The 18,821-nt window shown below is 71.8% G+C and carries 19 protein-coding genes; 13 read left to right on the forward strand and 6 right to left on the reverse strand.

From position 1 onward, the window contains the following. The 4 genes from ACVBD7_RS12445 to ACVBD7_RS12460 form a co-directional block, all read right to left on the reverse strand. The gene (locus ACVBD7_RS12445) at positions 1-1,053 is read right to left on the reverse strand and encodes a type III polyketide synthase (protein ID WP_458093551.1); all 1,053 of its coding nucleotides are present in this window, start codon (positions 1,051-1,053) and stop codon (positions 1-3) included. 121 nt (positions 1,054-1,174) lie between these two features. Further along, positions 1,175-2,728, reverse strand: a complete 1,554-nt coding sequence (locus tag ACVBD7_RS12450; RefSeq protein WP_458093552.1) for a replication protein RepA — start codon at positions 2,726-2,728, stop codon at positions 1,175-1,177. A 284-nt stretch (positions 2,729-3,012) separates the two neighbouring features. Further along, positions 3,013-3,381 carry an HU family DNA-binding protein gene (locus ACVBD7_RS12455; RefSeq protein ID WP_458093553.1) on the reverse strand — a complete coding sequence of 123 codons (369 nt, stop codon included), beginning with the start codon at positions 3,379-3,381 and terminating at the stop codon, positions 3,013-3,015. A gap of 125 nt (positions 3,382-3,506) precedes the next feature. Continuing rightward, on the reverse strand, positions 3,507-5,543 hold the full coding sequence (locus ACVBD7_RS12460) for an NAD(+) synthase (RefSeq protein ID WP_458093554.1): 2,037 nt from the start codon (positions 5,541-5,543) through the stop codon (positions 3,507-3,509). A 140-nt stretch (positions 5,544-5,683) separates the two neighbouring features. On the opposite strand from ACVBD7_RS12460, the gene ACVBD7_RS12465 reads away from it, so the two are divergent. The 6 genes from ACVBD7_RS12465 to ACVBD7_RS12490 all read left to right on the forward strand — a co-directional run bounded on the left by ACVBD7_RS12465 (position 5,684) and on the right by ACVBD7_RS12490 (position 10,992). Further along, entirely contained in the window at positions 5,684-7,255 is a 1,572-nt protein-coding gene (locus ACVBD7_RS12465; RefSeq protein WP_458093555.1) for an MDR family MFS transporter, read from the forward strand. 52 nt (positions 7,256-7,307) lie between these two features. Further along, the gene (locus ACVBD7_RS12470; protein WP_458093556.1) at positions 7,308-7,490 is read left to right on the forward strand and encodes a hypothetical protein; all 183 of its coding nucleotides are present in this window, start codon (positions 7,308-7,310) and stop codon (positions 7,488-7,490) included. Positions 7,491-7,647: 157 nt separating this feature from the next. Next, positions 7,648-8,136 carry a DUF2231 domain-containing protein gene (locus tag ACVBD7_RS12475; RefSeq protein ID WP_458093557.1) on the forward strand — a complete coding sequence of 163 codons (489 nt, stop codon included), beginning with the start codon at positions 7,648-7,650 and terminating at the stop codon, positions 8,134-8,136. Continuing rightward, positions 8,136-9,422 (forward strand): PQQ-dependent sugar dehydrogenase, encoded by a 1,287-nt coding sequence (locus tag ACVBD7_RS12480; protein ID WP_458093558.1) that lies wholly within the window; start codon positions 8,136-8,138, stop codon positions 9,420-9,422. Before ACVBD7_RS12475 ends, ACVBD7_RS12480 begins: the two co-directional genes overlap by 1 nt. A gap of 71 nt (positions 9,423-9,493) precedes the next feature. Beyond that, positions 9,494-10,612 (forward strand): glutamate 5-kinase, encoded by a 1,119-nt coding sequence (gene proB / locus ACVBD7_RS12485; protein ID WP_458093559.1) that lies wholly within the window; start codon positions 9,494-9,496, stop codon positions 10,610-10,612. A 50-nt stretch (positions 10,613-10,662) separates the two neighbouring features. After that, entirely contained in the window at positions 10,663-10,992 is a 330-nt protein-coding gene (locus ACVBD7_RS12490) for a hypothetical protein (RefSeq protein ID WP_458093560.1), read from the forward strand. 12 nt (positions 10,993-11,004) lie between these two features. On the opposite strand, the gene ACVBD7_RS12495 is transcribed toward ACVBD7_RS12490, so the two are convergent. Continuing rightward, a complete protein-coding gene (locus ACVBD7_RS12495; RefSeq protein WP_458093561.1) occupies positions 11,005-11,736 on the reverse strand; it encodes a trypsin-like serine peptidase in 732 nt (243 codons plus the stop codon). Between the two features lie 107 nt (positions 11,737-11,843). Between ACVBD7_RS12495 and ACVBD7_RS12500 the strand changes: the two genes are divergently transcribed. The 7 genes from ACVBD7_RS12500 (at position 11,844) to ACVBD7_RS12530 (ending at position 18,470) form a co-directional block, all read left to right on the forward strand. Continuing rightward, entirely contained in the window at positions 11,844-13,130 is a 1,287-nt protein-coding gene (locus ACVBD7_RS12500) for a glutamate-5-semialdehyde dehydrogenase (protein WP_458093562.1), read from the forward strand. 47 nt (positions 13,131-13,177) lie between these two features. Continuing rightward, complete coding sequence (locus ACVBD7_RS12505) at positions 13,178-14,059, forward strand: 2-keto-4-pentenoate hydratase (protein ID WP_458093563.1); 882 nt, start codon at positions 13,178-13,180, stop codon at positions 14,057-14,059. Between the two features lie 38 nt (positions 14,060-14,097). Then, positions 14,098-14,883, forward strand: a complete 786-nt coding sequence (locus tag ACVBD7_RS12510; protein ID WP_458093564.1) for a nicotinate-nucleotide adenylyltransferase — start codon at positions 14,098-14,100, stop codon at positions 14,881-14,883. Positions 14,884-14,925: 42 nt separating this feature from the next. After that, positions 14,926-16,446 carry a ribosome silencing factor gene (gene rsfS, locus ACVBD7_RS12515; RefSeq protein WP_458093565.1) on the forward strand — a complete coding sequence of 507 codons (1,521 nt, stop codon included), beginning with the start codon at positions 14,926-14,928 and terminating at the stop codon, positions 16,444-16,446. Next, positions 16,446-16,913, forward strand: a complete 468-nt coding sequence (locus ACVBD7_RS12520) for a 23S rRNA (pseudouridine(1915)-N(3))-methyltransferase RlmH (RefSeq protein ID WP_458093566.1) — start codon at positions 16,446-16,448, stop codon at positions 16,911-16,913. The genes rsfS and ACVBD7_RS12520 overlap by 1 nt, the downstream gene beginning before the upstream one ends. Positions 16,914-16,960: 47 nt before the next feature. Beyond that, positions 16,961-17,635, forward strand: coding sequence for an NnrU family protein (locus ACVBD7_RS12525; RefSeq protein ID WP_458093567.1), 675 nt, complete (start codon positions 16,961-16,963; stop codon positions 17,633-17,635). Between the two features lie 76 nt (positions 17,636-17,711). Then, positions 17,712-18,470, forward strand: a complete 759-nt coding sequence (locus ACVBD7_RS12530) for a class I SAM-dependent methyltransferase (RefSeq protein WP_458093568.1) — start codon at positions 17,712-17,714, stop codon at positions 18,468-18,470. On the opposite strand, the gene ACVBD7_RS12535 is transcribed toward ACVBD7_RS12530, so the two are convergent. After that, on the reverse strand, positions 18,467-18,805 hold the full coding sequence (locus ACVBD7_RS12535; RefSeq protein WP_458093569.1) for a hypothetical protein: 339 nt from the start codon (positions 18,803-18,805) through the stop codon (positions 18,467-18,469). The genes ACVBD7_RS12530 and ACVBD7_RS12535 overlap by 4 nt on opposite strands. Positions 18,806-18,821 lie beyond the last annotated feature (16 nt).

An 18,821-nucleotide genomic window follows, 5' to 3' on the forward strand; every position in this document is an offset into this window, starting at 1 on the left:
CTACACCGTCGCGAAGCGCATGGTCTCGGCCGACAGCCCAGGCCCGAAGGCCATGGCGACCCCGCGCTGCCCGGCCTCCGCCGCGTCGAGCATCCGGCGCAGCACGAACATGATAGTGGGCGAGGACATATTACCATGCGCCTCCAGCACCGCGCGCGAATCGGCCAGCGCGCCCTGTGGCGGGCGACAGGACTCCTCCACCGCGTCCAGCACCGAACGGCCGCCGGGATGGATGGCCCACAGATCGAAGGCGGAAGCCTCCGCGCCGTCCAGCAGCGCGGGCAGGCGCTGCGGCAGGGCGCGGTTCAGGCTCTTCGGCACCTCGCCCGACAGCACCATGTCGAAGCCGTTGTCGCCGACGCGCCAGGAGATCTGCTCGCTCGCCTCGGGCATCAGCGCGCTGCGAAATCCGTCCAGCCGCAGCCCCTCGGGCGCTGCGCTCACCAGCGCCGCGGAACAGCCATCGCCGAACAGCAGAAAGCACAGCAGCTGCTCGACATCCGGCCGCTCCTGGAGGTGCAGCGTGCACAGCTCCAGATTCACCACGAGCACGCGGGCGGCGGGATCGGCCCGGACGGCGTCATTGGCGACGCGCAGCGCGACGATCGCGGCCTGGCAGCCCATGAAGCCGATATTCGTGCGCGCCACTGTCTCGTCCAGCCCGAGATACGCGGCGATCGCGTGGTCCAACCCCGGGGCGACGAAACCGGTGCAGGATGCCGTGACGAGATGGGTGATCCCCTCCAGCGGCCCGGCGGATTCGAGGGCACGAAAGGCCAGCGCGGGTGCTTCCGCCTCCCAGCGCTGCATGCGGGCGCGGGTGGAGGGGAAATGGCCGGGCTCGTAGAAGCCCTCGGCATCCACCAGCCCCGGGCGGCCATCCGGGCGCAGCACGCTCCAGCGGCGGGCGATGCCGGCGCGGTCCGCCATGCGGGCGAAGACACGCCGCGCCCGCAGGTCCGGGATCAACCCCTCGGCGAAGGCGCGGAAGGTGCCGTGCACCTCATGCACGGGGGTGGCCGTGCCAATCCGGTTCAGGAAGACGGGGTTCATTGCCTGAACAGGTCGGGATGCGCACCGGTTTTGCCAGGGCAGGCCCCGGGCCGGGCCGGACACGTCCCCGTCAGGCGCGCGATCCGGACCGTGAGTTCCCCCGAAGGCCCGGCCGCGCGGCTCAGCGCCAGGTCGGCCCGGGGGCCTTGCGGACGCGGCGCGTGACCTCCTCGGCCGAGGAAATCCCGCCTTCCCAAAATTCGTCGATCAGGTCCCGGTTCGCCATCACCCAGGCGGAGACGCGCTCGAAGTCGCTCCCGCCCAGGCCGCCGCTCACCTGCATCACGATGGGCTCCACCATCAGGATGGTCAGGCGCTCGGTGTCCAGCCGGGTGCCGGGGGTGACGCCGACGAGGATGTTCTCCTCGCCATGGCCGCGCCGCAGCCACACCACCTGGGGCAGACCAGTGAGATGCGAGCGGATGCGGACCATGTCGTCCATGATCTGGTCCACCGGACTACCCTCGCCCGGCTCGTCGCGGCGGCCGCGCCGATCGTCGCGGTTGCGGTCCTCGCGGCCACGTTCGTCCCGGGCGCGATCCTCGCGTGGCCGGTCGTCACGGGGCCGGTCGTCACGGGGCCGATCCTCGCGCGGACGGTCGTCACGGGGCCGATCCTCACGGATGCGGTCCTCACGCGGCCTCTCTTCGCGAGGCCTGTCCTCGCGCGGCCGCTCGTCGCGGGGCCCCTCGTCTCGGGAGCGGGCATCGCGCGGCCGGTCCTCGCGGACCCGATCGTCCCGTTCCCGCCCGTTCCGCGCGCGAGGTTCCTCGGCCGGCTGCGGCGCGGGTGTCGCCGGTTCGGCAACCTGCTCGGGCGCGGGCGGCGGGGGAGCGACGGACGGCGGGACGTTAGCCGGCTCCGGCGCCGGCTGCTCCGGCGCTTGGGCGTGGCGCACGCTCACACCATCATCGTCCACGGCCAACTCGATCGACAGATCGGCCTCGAACACCGCCCGCAGCGCCGATTCGAAGGCCTCGCGGAAGGTGGCGGCATCGGCGCCCGGCACGCCGAAGCGCGTCAGCAGTTCGGGCCAGGAGGTGGTGACGGTGGCTTCCTCGCCGCCGCGGGCAACGGCACGCGCCAGAGCCTCGCGTGTCCAGGCATGGGCATCCATTGCCTCGGCCGAGCCGGAAAGCGCGCGCAGGATGGCGCGGTCCAGCGCCACGGCGGCGCCATCCAGGCTCGCCAGGAAGCGGGCATTCAGCTTCACCTGGGCCGGCCAGGCACCGCCACGGGGACGGCTCCGGGCATCCAGCACCGAAAGCTCCGGCCCGTCATCGACCGAGACGGTGATCCGGCAGGCCAACATTCGCTCCACCTGCTCGGCGAGCGGCTGGGCAGCGCCCTCGCCCAGCCCCATCCGGGCCGCGAGCGCCGCCGGATCGCTGCCCATCGCGACCGTCGGGCTGCCGGCCCGAAGCGCGGAGTCACAGAGATAGCCGAGGACCAGGCGCAAGCCCGGTCCATCAGGCAGGACATCGCCCGCCGCGGAAGGAGTGATTCGGATGGCAGCATCCACGCCTTCCCGCCGCCAGGCCTCGGTGCTCTCGGCCGTGACGGGCGCGAGCGGCAAGCCGAGACGGCAGAAGGCAGCGTGCTGCCACAGGACGGAGTCGGGCGCGGACGCGCGATCGGATTCCGCCGCGACGGCTGGATCGGTACGGGTCGTCATGGACGGCAGGGGTCAGAACTCGACTGGGATGAGGACGGGGTCGCTTGCAGAATGCCGGAAAACGGGCGACCTGATCGTCAGGCAGATAATAGCCGCTTCCAGCCGCGGCAAGCCCGCCGGCCGTCCGGTACGCGGAAGGACCCCCGATTGGCAGGGAAAGCCGGCGGGAAAAGTTACCGCTGAAGCGAAACCCGGGCCCGGACATGCGACGGCCCGGCCTCCAGGGGAGGCCGGGCCGGGCATCGATCAACGGTGAGGCGTCCCGCTGGACGCCCCCGATACCGTCAGACGGCTTCCTTCAGCTCCTTGGCGGGGCGGAAGGCGATCTTCTTGGAGGCGGCAATCTGGATCTGCTCGCCGGTGGCCGGGTTGCGGCCCATGCGGGCCGGACGCGACTTCACCTCGAGGATGCCGAGACCGTTGATACGGATCTTGGCGCCTTCCTTGAGGTGATCGGCCAGGGACTGGACGAACTCGTTCACGAACGCCTCAGCCTGACGCTTCGGCATCTCGTTGCTCTCGGCCATCGAAGCCGCGATCTGCTTCAGGCTCACCACCGCCGGGGCAGCGGCCTTCGCCGCGCCCTTCGCGGGGGCCTTCGCCGCCGGAGCCTTTGCCGCGGGCTTCTTGGGTGCTGCCGCTGCCTTCGCCATGTGAACCGCCTGTCTGTTGCGCGTTGGTGCTCGAAATCACCACGAAGCGCGCCAGTCAACAATAGGGAGGGCACGACTCCTCAATGGGGCCGGGCAAAACTGGCATCTTCGCCACAGTTGCCCTTCTACGACTCGGGCACATTGCGCCGCAATTCGGCCAGCCAGGCGGTCGCCGTGCCGTCCGAAGGCGCCCGCCAGTCCCCGCGCGGCGACAGGGACCCGCCCCCCGAGACCTTCGGCCCGTTCGGCATGGCGGAGCGCTTGAACTGAGCGAATCCGAAGAACCGGCCGAGGAACACCTCCATCCAGTGCCGGATAACCGCCAGATCGTATTCCGCACGGCGCGCCTCGGGGAAGTGCGGCGGCCAAGACCCGCGTGAGACGTCCGACCAAGCCCGGTGCGCCAGGAAGGCGATCTTGGAGGGGCGGAGGCCGTAGCGCAGCACGTAGAACAGGCTGAAGTCCTGTAGCCCGTAGGGGCCGATCTTCGATTCGGTGCTCTGGATCGCCCCGCTCGCATCAGCCGGCACCAGCTCGGGCGAGATCTCGGTCGCCAGGATGTCCACCAGCACGTCGGACACATCCGCCGCGAAGATCCCCTCCTGCGCCACCCAGCGGATGAGGTGCTGGATGAGCGTCTTCGGCACACCCCCGTTGACGTTGTAGTGCGACATCTGGTCGCCCACGCCGTAGGTGCACCAGCCCAGCGCGAGTTCCGACAGGTCGCCGGTGCCGAGCACGATGCCGTTCTCGTTGTTCGCGGCGCGGAACAGGTAGTCGGTTCGCAGCCCGGCCTGCACGTTCTCGAAGGTCACGTCGTACAGCGCCTCGCCCTCGGCGAAGCCATGTCCGAGATCGCCAAGCATCTGCTTTGCCGCCGGGCGGATATCCAGCTCTCGCGCGGTGATGCCGAGGGACGCCATCAGCCGATGCGCGCTGCTCTTCGTCCCCGTGCTCGTGCCGAAGCCGGGCATGGTGTAGCCTATGATGTCCGTGCGCGGCCTGTTCATCCGGTCCATCGCGCGCGCGGCGACGATCAGCGCCTGGGTCGAATCCAGCCCGCCCGAGACACCGATCACGATCTTCGGCTGCCCGATCGAGGCCAGCCGCTGCATCAGCCCGGAGACCTGGATCGCATAGGCCTCGTAGCAATCCTGGTCCAACCGCTTCGGGTCCGCGGGCACAAAGGGGAAGCGCTCCACGCGCCGCTCGAGGCCGAGATCCTCCATCGGCGGGTCGAGCCGGAAGGCCACGCGCCGGAACGGGCGGGCATGAAGGCGCCGGTTGTCGTCGAAGGTGCCCTGCCGTGCGCGCTCCTGCCGTAGCAGATCGAGATCAGTGTCGGCGAAGACGATCTGCTGCCCGTCGGGAAACCGTTCACTCTCGGCCAGGGTCGCGCCGTTCTCGAAGATCGAGACCTGCCCGTCCCAGGCCATGTCCGTCGTCGATTCCCCTGCGCCCGCCGCCGCATAGATGTAGGCGCCGATGCAGCGCGCGGATTGCGAGGCGCAGAGCAGCCGGCGCGTGTCCGCCTTGCCGATGGTGATGTTGCTCGCCGAGAGATTGGCCAGCACCAGCGCCCCTGCCAGCGCGCCATCGCCGCTCGGCGGGCTGGGCACCCACAGATCCTCGCAAACCTCCACATGAACCGTCAGGCCCCGGACATCCTCGGCCTCGAAGAGCAGGTCCGGCCCGAAGGGCGCCTCGATCCGTCCGACCTGGATCGTCCCGCCCTCGGTCCCCGTGCCGGAGGCGAACCAGCGCCGCTCGTAGAACTCGCGGTAGTTTGGAAGGTGCATCTTCGGCACCACGCCGAGCAGCTGCCCGCGATGGATGGCCAGCGCGCAGTTGTAGATGCGCCCCTGGTGGCGCAGGGGGGCGCCCACCAGCAGCAGCGGCATCAGTTCCGCCGATGCCGCCACCAGCTGTGCGACGCCATCCTCCACCGCATCCAGCAGCACGTCCTGCAGCAGCAGGTCGTCGATCGCGTAGCCGGACAGGCCGAGTTCCGGGAATACCGCCACCGCTACCCCCCGCGCGTGGCAGTCCCGCGCGGCGGCCAGGATGGCCTCGGCATTGGCCGATGGATCGGCCAGCACGATGCGGGTGGTGCAGGCGGCCAGCCGGGCGAAGCCGTGGCGGTAGAGGGCGTGGAAGCTCATCGGAGGTCTGAACGATCCAGGGCGGGCCGCGTTGAGGGGCGGGGGCTATCATCCCTCCCGTGGCCGCGGGCGCAAGGCGCCCGGCCGCGCGGAACCGAGGCCCCTCCCCGGCGCGACGCGCCGCTTCCCGGACCAGGCGCATGCCCGATACGCATTTCCGAGCGAACCAGCCCCTGGCCGATACCGCGCCGGACATCGCCACTGGCCCCGCCATGGGCGGGGCAGCCGACCCGGCGGCGCAGAAGCCCGCTTCTCGCCGCACCGTCTTCGCCGGGGCCCTGCTCTGCATGCTGTTGGCGGCGCTGGACCAGAACATCGTCAACACCGCCCTGCCCCGCATGGTCTCCGACCTCGGCGGCATGGCCCATCTGTCCTGGGTGGTGACGGCCTTCATGCTGTCCTCCACCGTCACAACCCCGGTCTACGGCACGCTGTCGGATACCTATGGACGGCGGCGCCTTTTCCTCGTCTCCATCGTGCTCTTCCTGGCCGGCTCACTGCTCTGCGGCACCTCCGACACCATGACCCAGCTCATTCTGTTCCGGGCGCTGCAAGGGCTGGGTGCGGGAGGACTGCTGGTGCTGGCCCAGGCATCGGTGGGCGATGTCGTCTCCCCGCGGGAGCGCCCGCGCTACCAGGGGCTGTTCACCGGGACCTTCGCCCTGGCCAGCGTGGCCGGGCCGCTGCTGGGGGGCATCATCACCTCCACCCTGGGCTGGCGCTGGGTCTTCTACGTGAACCTGCCGCTCGGGGCGGTCGCGCTCCTCCTGATCGGCTTCGGCCTTCGCACCCCGCGCACGGCCAAGCCCCGCCCGCTGGACCTCGCGGGCACCGCGCTGATGGCTGCCGGGACCACCGCGCTTCTCCTTCTCCTCGCCTGGGGAGGGGTGGAGTTCCCCTGGGCTTCGGTGGCGAGCGCCGGGATGGCTGCGCTTGTCGTCCTTCTCATCGCCGCCTTTCTCTGGCGGGAAGCGCGCGCCGAGGCACCGCTCATCCGCCTTGGCCTGTTCCGGAACCCCGTCTTCGCCCGCGGCGTAACGGTGGGCGGGATGATGACCTTCGCGATGCTCGGCTCCACCGTCTTCCTGCCGCTGTTCTTCCAACTCGTCCTCGGGATGGATCCGGCCCATGCCGGGCTGATGATGCTGCCGCAGGTGGGCTGCATGGTGCTCAGCTCCGTCTTCGGCGGACGCGCCGCCGCGCGGCTGGGCAAGAACAAGGGCTTCCTGATGGCCGGCCTGCTGCTGGAAGCCGTCGCCCTCTGCGGCCTTGCCCTGCTGGCCTGGAGTGCCGCGCCGCCCTGGATGTTCCTCTTCGCCCTCGCCGCGCTCGGCCTCGGCATGGGGATGGGCATGCCAAACCTCACCACCGCCGTGCAGAACGCCGTTGCCCAGGCCGAGCTCGGCGCGGCTACGGGGGCGATGACCTTCGTGCGCTCCCTGGGCAGCGCGGTGGGCGTCGCCGCCTCTGGTGCCATCCTCGCCGCGCGGCTGGCTGGGCCGGTGGATGTGGAAGGGCTGACCCGCGGCGGCGCGGAGGCCATTGCGGCCCTCTCGCCCGAGCAGCACCAGGCGCTCGCCACCGTCTACCGCCACGCCCTGACCGGGTGCTTCACCCTCAGCGCCGTGGTGATGACGGCGGCCTTTCTCCTCGTCATCGGCCTGCCCGAGCAGGTGCTGCGCGGCGACCGCCCGCAGGAGCGCCCGGCCTGAACCGCGGGCCGGCCCGCACGTTCTCGCCCCGTCACACCAGAGGACGATCCCGATGAGCGAGCACGAGGAAACCGAGGAGGAGCGGCGGCTGCGCTTCGAGCGCCAGCGCGTTTCCCCCGAGGAGGAGGTGCGCAAGACCACCGGCGAGGCCGAGGACAAGATGGAAACCGCCGAGGACGAAGCCGTGCCCGAGCCCGCACCCGGCCCAGGTCCCGCCGGACCGCGCGGGGCCTGACTGCCGAGTAGACTTTTTGGTCTTTGGCCCCGCTATCAGCAGACGGGCCACTCGTCTCCGGACCATCCTGATGCGGCCGCGCGAACATTCGACCATGTAGAACGCGCAACCGAAACCCGCCGATGGTCCTCCCGTTGCTCCGACACGTTACCCATGGATGCGGGTGAGTTGCCGAGGGTGTCCCCCGGCCCCACCCAGAACGAGAGGACACGCTGTGGCTGCCATTTCCGAGCCGAGACTGCTGAGGCCACTCCACCCGCTGAATGCAATTCTGCTGGCCTTCCCATTTCCATTGTTCCTCGGAGCTCTGCTCAGTGACTACGCGTATCGGGAGAGCTTCCAGATGCAGTGGGCCAACTTCTCGTCCTGGCTTCTCGCCGGCGGGCTGTTCGTCGGCGGCTTCGCCCTGCTCTGGGCGCTGATCAATCTTTTCCGGAGCGGCCCGGCAGGAAGAGGCCGCGCAGTGCTCTATTTCGTGGTGCTGCTCGCGGCCTGGGTGGTCGGCTTCATCAACGCCCTCGTCCACTCGAAGGATGCCTTCGCGATCATGCCGGAGGCGCTGATCCTCTCGGTGGTCGCCACGCTCCTCGCGCTCGTTGCGACGTGGATAGGCTACTCCGGTTTCCGTTCCAGGGAGATGGTGTGATGCGCGCGCTCTTGCTGATTGGCACCGCCCTGCTCGCCTTGTCCGCCTGTGACAGCGAACCCGCCGCAGAGCAGCACGGTGCGAACCCGAATCTTCCGGCGCCCCATCGCGGACTGCTGCCGGACATGACGATTCCGCGCCCGGCCGCCTGGGGCAGTGATCGCCCGACGGTGCCGCAGGGCTACACGATCCAGGCGATTGCGACTGATCTCCGGATCCCCCGCCAATCCCTCGTCCTGCCCAATGGCGACATCCTGGTGACGGAGGGAACGGGCGGCCAGGGCGCGCCCCGGCTCAACCCCAAGGCTTTCATCGCAAACATCATCAAGAGCTGGGGCAAGACCTCGGTACCGGGCGGTAACCGGCTGACCCTCCTGCGTGACGCCGATGGCGACGGCACCTATGAGGTCCGCCGGGTCTTCGCGGAGAACCTGAACGGCCCTTACGGCCTCGCCCTGGTGGATGGCGCGCTCTACGTCGCGAACCAGGATGCGCTGGTGCGCTTCGATTACCGCGAGGGGCAGACCGAAGCGAGCGGGCCGCCGACGCTGGTGACGAACCTGCCGTCGAGGATCAATCATCACTGGACGAAGGCGATGACGGCCAGCCCGGACGGCCGCTTCCTGTACGTCGGCATCGGATCGAACAGCAACATCACCGAGCGCGGCATGGACGTCGAGCTCGATCGGGCGATGGTGTGGGAGATCGACCCGCGGACGGGCGCGCACCGGCCCTACGCGACCGGCCTCCGCAATCCCACGGCGCTGACGATCCAACCGGGAACCGGCCAGCTCTGGGCGGTGGTGAATGAGCGCGACGAGATCGGCCCCAACCTCGTGCCGGACTATCTGAGCTCGGTGCGCGAGGGAGGCTTCTACGGTTGGCCCTTCAGTTACTGGGGCCAGAATGTGGACACCCGCGCGCAGCCGCAGAACCCGGAACGCGTCGCAGCCGCCATTCGCCCCGACTACGCCCTCGGCGCGCATGTCGCGGCGCTCGGCGTCAGCTTCTCAACTGCCACCATGGGCCCTGCCTTTGCGGACGGCGTGTTCGTCGGCCAGCACGGCAGTTGGAACCGCAGCAACCCCGTGGGCTACCGGGTGGTGTTCGTACCCTTCCGTGACGGCCGGCCCGCCGGAGACCCGATCGACTTCGTGTCGGGCTTCCTGAACAGCGAGGGCAATGCTCGCGGCCGGCCGGTCGGAGTCTCGGTGGACCCGCGTGGCGCGCTGATCGTCGCAGACGACCTGTCGAACACGCTCTGGCGGGTGACGCCGAACCGCTAGCGCCGGGCGAACTGGGGCTGCCATCACGGGCCGGGTCGCCCCCCTGCCCGGCCCGTGGTAACGGCGGCCCCATGGCCACCTCTTCCCTCGCCACCGCGCGTCGCATCGTCGTCAAGATCGGCTCCGCCCTTGTGGTGGACCCGGAGACGGCGGCACCGCGCGCGGAATGGCTCGCCTCCGTCGCCGCCGACGCCGCGCGGCTCCGGGCGAGCGGGGCGGAGGTGGTACTGGTCTCCTCCGGCGCCGTCGCCCTTGCCCGCCACGCACTCGGCCTTACCCGCCGCGCCCTTCGGCTGGAAGAGAAGCAGGCTGCCGCCGCCGTGGGACAGATCCGCCTTGCCGGTGCCTGGCAGCACGCCCTTGCCACCCAGGGCATGACCGCCGCGCAGATCCTGCTCACCCTCGAGGACAGCGAGGACCGCCGTCGCTACCTTAACGCCCGCGAGACGCTGAAAACCCTGCTCGCCCTCGGCTGCGTTCCCGTGATCAACGAGAACGACACCGTCGCCACCGCGGAAATCCGCTTCGGCGACAACGACCGCCTTGCCGCCCGCGTCGCCGAGATGATCGAGGCTGATGCGCTGGTCCTGCTGTCCGACATCGACGGTCTCTACACCGCCGACCCCCGCCGTGACCCCGAGGCCCGCCACCTGCCGGTGGTGGAGCGCATCACGGACGAGATCATGGCGATGGGTGGCGAGCCGCCGCCCGGCTACTCCTCCGGCGGCATGCGCACGAAGCTCATCGCGGCGCGCATCGCCACTGGCGCCGGCTGCGCCATGGCCATTGCGCTGGGCAAGGAGGCCAACCCACTCTCCGCCATGCTGGAAGGCGCCCGCGCCACCTGGTTTCTGCCCGCGCCCGAAGGCCGCTCCGCCCGGAAAAGCTGGATCGCCGGCTCCCTCGCTCCGATGGGGCGGCTTGTGGTGGATGACGGCGCCGCCCGCGCCCTGGCCGAGGGCCGATCCCTCCTCCCCGCCGGCGTGCGGGAGGTGGAGGGGCAGTTCGACCGCGGCGATTCCGTCAGCATCCGCGCCCCCGACGGTCGCGAACTCGCCCGCGGCCTCACGGCCTATGATTCCGACAGCGCCCGCCGCATCGCCGGCCGCCGCAGCGCCGAGATCGAGGCGATTCTCGGCTGGCGCGGGCGGGACGTGATCATTCACCGGGACGACATGGTGCTGGTGTGATCCCGCCGGCCGGCCCATAGCAGCCCCCGAACAAACGAAAGCCCTGCCGCATGGACAAGGACGAGCTGACCGCATGGGCCGTGAAGAATGGTTGGCAGGTGATGGCCGGGGTGCCGAGTCTCACCAAGCCTTCCGCTCCGAAGGAGGCCATCGTGCGGATGGTCTTCAAGGAGACGGTGGTGAACCTTGAGGTGAAGAAGCCGGCGGGGAAGTGGGAGAAGATCGCGGGCGAGGCCTACGCCAAGGTCCAGCCCGATCCGGACACGGGCATCCCCCAGGGCCTCGGCTTCGAGAAGGTGCCGAGCTTCACCATGCTCATGCAGCAGAACAAGGACGCCCAAGTCTTCGCCAATATGGGCGGGATGTCCCGCCGCCGCTGAGGCGGCGCGGTGTCAGGGAGAGACCGCCACCCACGCCGGCACCGCGACCCCAAGCGCCCCGCCCCGCGCTGCCGCGACGGCGATCCCGGCCACCGCCCAGCCGCCCGCGGCATCGCGCGCCAACAGCGGCGCACCGCTGGCCCCGCGCGTGCCCGCGCAATCATGTGTCAGCAGCGGCCGCCCGCCCCTGAGCGCCTCGCCCAGTACCCGGCATTCGGCATCGGCCATCAGCACCTCCGGCCGGTCCTGCTGGTAGCCGCCGAGCATCGCCGCCCCGGCCTGCACAGACGGCAGCACGGCCAGCGGCACCGCCCCGCGCAGCGGCGGCTCCAGTTCCAGCACCGCCCAGTCCGCCTCCGCCGGCCCGCTCTCCCCGGGGTCGAATCCGGGTCCGACCGTGAAACCCGCCACCCGCGCCTGCGCCGCCCACTTCCCCCGCTGGTAGCCCAGCAGGAAATGCACGGAACCCGGCTGCACCAACCGCCTCGATCGCGTCGAAACCAGACAGTGCGCCGCCGTCAGCACCCGCCGCGGCCCGACCAGCGTGCCCGTGCAGCGCCCGCCCACTTCCGTCTGCACCCGCCCGAGCGAGCGCCAGGGCGCTGCAGCGCCGTCCACCATGCGCCTCGGGTCCTCGGCGCCGATCCCCGGCAGCTCGGAGGGGGGGATCAACGGCTGGCGGGCCTCGGCGGTGCCGCAGGCCAGCAGGAATCCGAGTGCGGGCAGCAGGGATCGTCTCGTCACGCCCGCAGCCTTCCCGGCCACGGCGCCGCTGGCAAGCACGCGGGGCGGCCCAGCCCTGCGCCCCCCTGCGCTTCCCCTGCCCGCCCGGCGGCGCTACCGATACGTCCATGAACGCGATCGCCGATCCCGCGACGGATTCCGCCGAAATCGCCCGTGCCGCGCTGGTGGAGGCCGCGACGGCCGCCCGCGCTGCCGCAACCGTGCTCGCGCGCGCCCCGCGACCGCAGAAGGACCGCGCGCTGCTGGCCGCCGCCGCAGCACTGCGCGCGCGTCAAACCGAGATCCTGGCCGCCAACGCCGCCGACCTCGCGGCCGCGCCCGACCTCACCGACGCCTATCGGGACCGCCTCACCCTCAACCCCGCCCGCGTGGAAGCGATGGCTGTGGGGCTCGAAGAGGTAGCCGCCCTGCCGGACCCCGTCGGCCGAACCCTTGCCGAATGGACCCGCCCCAACGGCCTGACGATCCGCCGGGTCTCACAGCCGATCGGCGTGGTGGGCATGATCTATGAGAGCCGGCCGAATGTGGGCGCCGATGCCGCCGCCCTCTGCCTGAAGGCCGGCAGCCCCGTGATCCTCCGCGGCGGGCGGGAAAGCCTGCGCAGCGCCGCCGCCATCCATGCCTGCATCCTGGACGGCCTGCGCGACGCCGGCCTGCCCGCGGCCTGCGTGCAGGTGGCCCCCAACACCGACCGCGCCTTCGTCGGCGCCATGCTGGCGGCCGCCGGGATGATCGACCTCATCATCCCCCGCGGCGGCAAGGGGCTGGTGAACCGCGTGATGCAGGATGCTCGCGTCCCCGTCCTCGCCCATGCCGAGGGACTGAACCACAGCTACATCCACGCCGCCGCGGACCCAGCGATGGCGCGCAGCATTCTCGCCAACGCCAAGATGCGCCGCACCGGCGTCTGCGGCGCGACCGAGACGCTGCTGATCGACCGCGCGATCGCCCCCGCGCTGCTGCCTCTGCTGGTGGAGGACCTGCGCGCCCTCGGCTGCAGCTTCCGCGCCGATGCCGCCTCCCGCGCCATCCTGCCGGAGCTGCCGGCCGCCGGCGCCGACGACTTCTCCACCGAGTGGCTGGACGCAATCCTCAACATCGCCGTTGTGGACGGCGTTGAGAGTGCGCTCGACCATATCCGCCAGCACGGCAGCGAACACACGGACGCCATCATCACCGGGGACGAGGCCGCAGCCCGCCAGTTCCTGGACGGGCTCGGTTCCGCGGTAGGGATCTGGAACGCCTCCACCCAGTTCTGCGACGGAGGCGAGTTTGGCTTCGGCGCCGAGATCGGTATCGCCACCGGAAGGCTGCACGCGCGCGGGCCGGTCGGGTTGGAGCAGCTCTGCACCTGGCGCTACCATGTGATCGGAACCGGACAGATTCGTCCATAATCCCGGGCTTGATCCGGGGCGCCACGGGGAATCCCGGGCATCGGGGAGTGATCACGACCATGCGCTGCATCACGCTTCTGGCCGCAACGGCCCTGGCCTTTGGCATCGGCACCGCGCAGGCAGCCTGCCCGGCGGACGCCGATGTCGCGCGCATGGCGGCCGACATCCTCGCCGGCCGCCCCGCCCAGGGCTATCAGGGCCTGGCCATGGAAGATGCGGCCTGCGCGCGGGAAAAGCTCGTGCCCCTGCTCGCCCGGCAGTTCGGCGAGCCCGCCGGCTACAAGGTCGGCCTGACCAACGCCGCCGCGCAGCAACGCTTCGGCGTGCCTAACCCCGTGCGCGGCACCATCTACCAGGCGACGATCCGCGCGCAGGGTGTTGCCGGCCGCCCGGCAGAGGTCCCCGCCGGCTTCGCCGCGGTCCCGAATGTCGAGAGCGATCTGCTCGTCCGCGTGCGCGACGAGGGCATCAACGAGGCGGGGACCGATCACGTCGCCCTTCTCCGCCATCTCGACCAGGTTATCCCCTTCATCGAGATGCCGGACCTCGTGCTCGCCCCCGGCCAGATGAACGGCCCCAACCTTGTCGCCATCAATGTCGGTGCGCGGCTGGGCGTGCTGGGGGAGGCCATCTCGGCCGAGGCCACGCCCGATTTTGCCGCCCGCCTGGCCAGCATGACCGTCACTCTCGCCAGCGATCAGAAGGAGCTGTCCCGCGCGCCGGGCACGGCCCTTCTCGGCCATCCCCTGAACGTCATTCCCTGGCTGGTGGAAGACCTGAAGCGCGACGGCCGCCGCCTGCGCGCTGGCGATATCATCTCGCTCGGCGGCTTCTCCCCGGCCCTTCCCACCGAGGCCGGCCGCACCTTCACCGTCACCTATGAAGGGCTGGCCGACCGGCCCCTGACCGTCTCGGTGCGCACCCCCTGATCCACGCATCCATCTCCGCGCGGGGACGCTGAGCCCCCGTGCCACCCCCTGTTCCCCCCGCGGGCCGCGAGAAGCCCCTGCCTCTCCGCCCCGCGGCCGCCCATCGCGAGCCCGGGAAGTGGGGCGACCGCCGCCGCGTGCGGATCGGCCTGCTCGGCGGGTCCTTCAACCCCGCCCATTCCGGCCACTGGCATGTGGCCGACATGGCGCGGCACGTGCTGCGGCTGGACGAGGTCTGGCTGCTGGTCTCGCCCGGCAATCCGCTGAAGCCCAATGCCGGGATGGCCCCCTTCGCCGAGCGGCTGGATTCCGCCCGCCGCATCGCCGACGGGCGCCGCGTGATCGCGGTGGATGTCGAGGCCCGGCTGGGCCTGCGGCAGACCGAGCGCAGCCTCGCCCGCCTGCGCCAGTTGTTCCCCCGCGCCCGCTTCGTCTGGATCATGGGGGCGGACAACATGGTGCAGCTTCCACGCTGGCGTCGCTGGCGCCGGCTGGCTCGCGGCACCCCCATGGCGGTGCTGCCGCGGCCGGGCTACACCCGGCGCGCGGTGGACGGCCCGGCGGCGACGGCACTGCGCCAGCACAGGCGCCATTGCGGCGCGCTGCTGGCCGGGCCGAACGAGGCCGGACGCCACGCCCCCTGGTGCATGGTGCCCGCTCGCGAGCATCCCGCCAGCGCCACGGCCATCCGCGCACAGCGAGCGCAACGGGCGCGCGCAACCGCGCAGGCTTCCGACCATTCACCCCAGACCCAAGCGGTCGGGGATCCTCCTTCCCCCGACCTGGCGGCGCCCGCACGCGGCGTCCCGGCCGAGACGCACTGAACCCCTCGCGCCCCCCGGCGCCACGCAGCACAGGAGCGAGCCATGGCCCGCACCCCGAAAGACCCGCCCCGCCCCGCGCGCGGCACCACCACCAGCAAGCCGACCGGCCGAGCGCCGGCCAAGCCTCCCGCGAAGGCCCCTGCCCGCAGCACGGCGAAGTCGGCGCCCGCCCGCACCACCCGCGCCGCCGCTCCCGCCTCCCGCGCTGCCGCGGCCAAGCCCGCCGCGAGCCGGGCGAAGGCCCCCGCGCCCGCCCGGAAGCCGGCCACCCCTGCGCGCAAGGCGCCCGAGCGCAAGACCCCGGCCGCGAAGGCCCCGGCCCGCGGCGCCACGAAGGCCCCGGCGCGGAGCGTCACGAAGGCCCCCGCGCGGAGCGCCGCGAAGGCGCCGCCGCGGAGCGCTGCAAAGGCCCCGTCGCGTTCCACCACGAAGCCAGCCGCCAGGGCTGGCGCACGCACCGGTACCCGGACGGCAGCGGCCGACGCCCCGGCGCGTAGCCCGGCTTCCCGCACGGCCGCACCCGCGCGCGCCGCTGCCTCGGCTGGCCGCGCCCCCGCCACGGCGTCCCGCGCCAAGGCTCCGGCCGCACGCGCCACCACCCGGACGACGGCCCCCGCGAAGGCCCCGGCCTCGCGCGCCAAGGCACCCGCCGCCCGCGACACGGCGCCCCGCGCCCCCGCCTCCCGCGCAAAGGCGCCCGCCGCGCGCGCCGAGGCTCCGTCCCGCACGAAGCCGGCGGCCACGCGCGCGGCCCCCGCTGCGCGGACGTCCCGTGCCGCGACGCCCGCGACCGGCCGCGTCGCGCCGACCGTTTCCACCACTGACCGCGCGGCGGCCGTCTCCCGTGGGGCTGCGCCGCGCCGCGCGCCCGTCCGCCCGGCCGAGGCCGCCCCACGCCCCGCCCGTCGTGGCGCAGCGCCGGTGGACCCGAACGCCGCCCGCATCGCTGAGCTGGAGGCCGATTCCGCCCCCACCCCGCGCAAGCGCGACGCCGCGGCCGGCCCCCGGAAGCTTCGGGCCAAGGGCGGCACCCCCACCCGTGCGGCGCCCAGCCCCGACCGGATGGAGGCGCTGGTGCAGTCCGCCGTCGCCAGCCTTGAGGAGGACGGGGCTGAGAACGTGGTGGTGCTCGACGTCGCCACCCGCTCCGCCTTCGCCGACCGCATGATCGTCGCCACCGGCTTGGCCGAGCGGCAGATCGAGGCGATGGCGCGCCACCTGGAGGAGGCGCTGGCCGAGCACGGCATCCGCCGCATCCGCATCGAGGCATCGCCCGACTGGGTGCTGCTCGATGCTGGGGACATGATCATCCATCTCTTCAAGCCCGAGGCGCGCGCCAACTACGCGCTCGAGCGGATGTGGGGCCCCGACAGCCCGGCCGCCGAGGACCCCGCGCGGGCCGCCGGCGATGCCGGGAACGAGGATGGCGACGAGGACGATGTCGTGGACCTGGACCCGGATGCGCAGGAGGTGCTGCCGCGCGACGCCATGTCCGACGACATCGACGGCCCGCCCGACGATCCGGATGCGGACGCCGAAGAGGACGAGGACGAAGAGGACTAATGCCCCCGCCCCTCCTGCTCGCCGTGGGCCGCGCCCGGGGCGGGCCGGAGGCGGCGCTCTTCGAGCATCACAACGCTCGCCTGCGCCCGCCCCTGGCGGTGCGGGAACTGGCGGAGGCCCGCGGCTCCTCCGCCGAGATCCGGCGGCGGGAGGGTGCTGCCATTCTCGCCGCCCTTCCTGACGGCGCGCTGGCCGTTGCCCTCGACCTCGGCGGCGAGATGCCCGACAGCGAGCGGCTGGCGGCGCTCACCGCCAAATGGGCCGAGGCCGCCCGCCCGATCGCCTTCGTCATCGGTGGTGCCGAAGGGCTGGACGAAGGGGTGCTGGCCCGCGCCGACCACCGCCTCTCCCTCGGGCGGCTCACCTGGCCGCACATGCTGGTGCGCGGGCTGCTGGCGGAGGCGCTGTTCCGCGCCCAGTGCATCCGCACCAACCACCCCTATCACCGCGCCTGGCGGCCGGGCTGAGCCCCCAAATTGTTGCAGAATCGCCTCGATAAGAGCAGGGTGGCACGATGATCGCGCTCATCCTTGCGGCGCTCCTCTGGGTCGGGTTGCATGTCGGGATCGCCGGCAGCCGCGCCCGCGCGGCCCTCGCGGCGCGGCTGGGCGAGGGTGGCTTCAGCGCCACCTTCTCCCTCGGCTCCGCAATCGCCATCACCTTGCTCGTGCTCGCCTGGCGCGGCGCGCCCACCGAGCCGCTCTGGGCCGTGCCGGCCGCGCTGGGCTGGGTGCTGGTCGCACTCATGCTGCCGGCCTTCATCCTCTTCGCGGGCAGCCTGATGGCGCGGAACGCCACCTCGGTGGGCCAGAACGCTGCCCTCTCGGCCGAGCCAAGCGGCGTGTTGCGGATCACCCGTCATCCCATGCTGCTGTCCTTTGCGATCTGGGGCGGGGTGCATGTTGTCGGCGATGGCGACAGCGCCTCGGTGGTGTTCTTCGGCGCCTTCCTGGTCACCGCCCTGCTCGGCATGCCCTCCCTTGACGCCAAGGTGGCAGCGCGCGACCCCGCGGCCTGGGCCGGCTTCGCGGCGCGGACGTCGATCCTGCCCTTCGGCGCCGTGGCGGCCGGACGCAATTGCCTGGCCTGGGGGGAACTGGCCTGGCCGGCGCTGGTAGGCCTTCTAGCCTGGGCCGCGATGCTTCACCTGCATCCCGTGATCTTTGGCGTGTCGCCACTCCCCCACTGACCCTTGCGCGTCACCCTTGCGCGCGGGCCCCGGCCTTGCCATCCCTTGGCGCCAGCACTGCCCGGAAGGGGTCCGCATGGCTCAGAGCGCAAACGACGCCCCGGCAACCGCCCCGCATCCCGTCCTCGCCCACCGCTACAGCAAGGCCGAGGAGCGGGAGGGCTTCGTCCGCGCCTTGTTCGACGCGACGGCGCCGCATTACGACCGGATCGACCGCATCTTCTCCCTCGGCACCGGCCCGGGCTATCGCCGCCGTGCCCTGCGAGAGGCCGGGCTGCGTCCGGGAATGCGCGTGCTGGACGTGGCGGTGGGCACCGGCCTCGTCGCGCGGCAGGCGGTGGCCATCACCGGCGACCCCGCCCTTGTCACCGGCCTGGACCCGAGCGAGGGCATGCTGGCCGAAGCGCGGAAGACCCTGCCGGGCGTCACTCTCATCCAGGGCCGCGCCGAGCGCATCCCGCTGCCCGACGGCAGCGTGGACTTCCTCTCCATGGGCTATGCGCTGCGTCATGTCGCCGATCTCGGCGCCTCCTTCGCCGAGTACCGGCGCGTGCTGCGCCCCGGCGGCACCGTGCTGCTGCTGGAGATCGGTCGCCCGACGAGCCGCCTCGCTCATCTCATCGAGCGGTTCTACATGGGCGCCGCCATCCCGGCCCTGTGCTGGATCGCCGCCCCCCGGCACCGCTCTGGCGAGCTGATGCGCTACTACTGGGAGACGATCGAGGCCTGCGTGCCGGCCGAGACCATCCTCGATGCGCTGAAAACCGCCGGTTTCGCCGAGGCCGCCTGCACGACGGAGCTGGAGGTTTTCCGGGCCTATACTGCCCGCGCCTAGAAGGCCTGCGGCACTGGGACCCGGCGGGCCCGCATCACCTCTCGTAGCGGCGTCTCCACGTAGCGGTACAGCAGGATCGAGACGGCCGTTGCGACCGCCACGCCGGCGAGGGCGAACAGCACCGTCTGTGCCAGGTCGCCAGCGCTCCAGCACAGGGACGCGCTGCCCGGCACGAGGACCGGGATCGGCTCGCCCATAACCGGACGCGTCCAGGGCAGGAAAAGGAGAGACGCGGCCGTATGCGCGATGTCGAAGTGCGCCATACGGAGAAGGCTGGGTGCCAGAAGGAACACCGCCACCAGCACGCTGGTGAGAAGCCAGGGGAGCGGCACCATCCGCACCACCCGCCGC

It is taken from the genome of Roseomonas sp. WA12 (assembly GCF_054165765.1).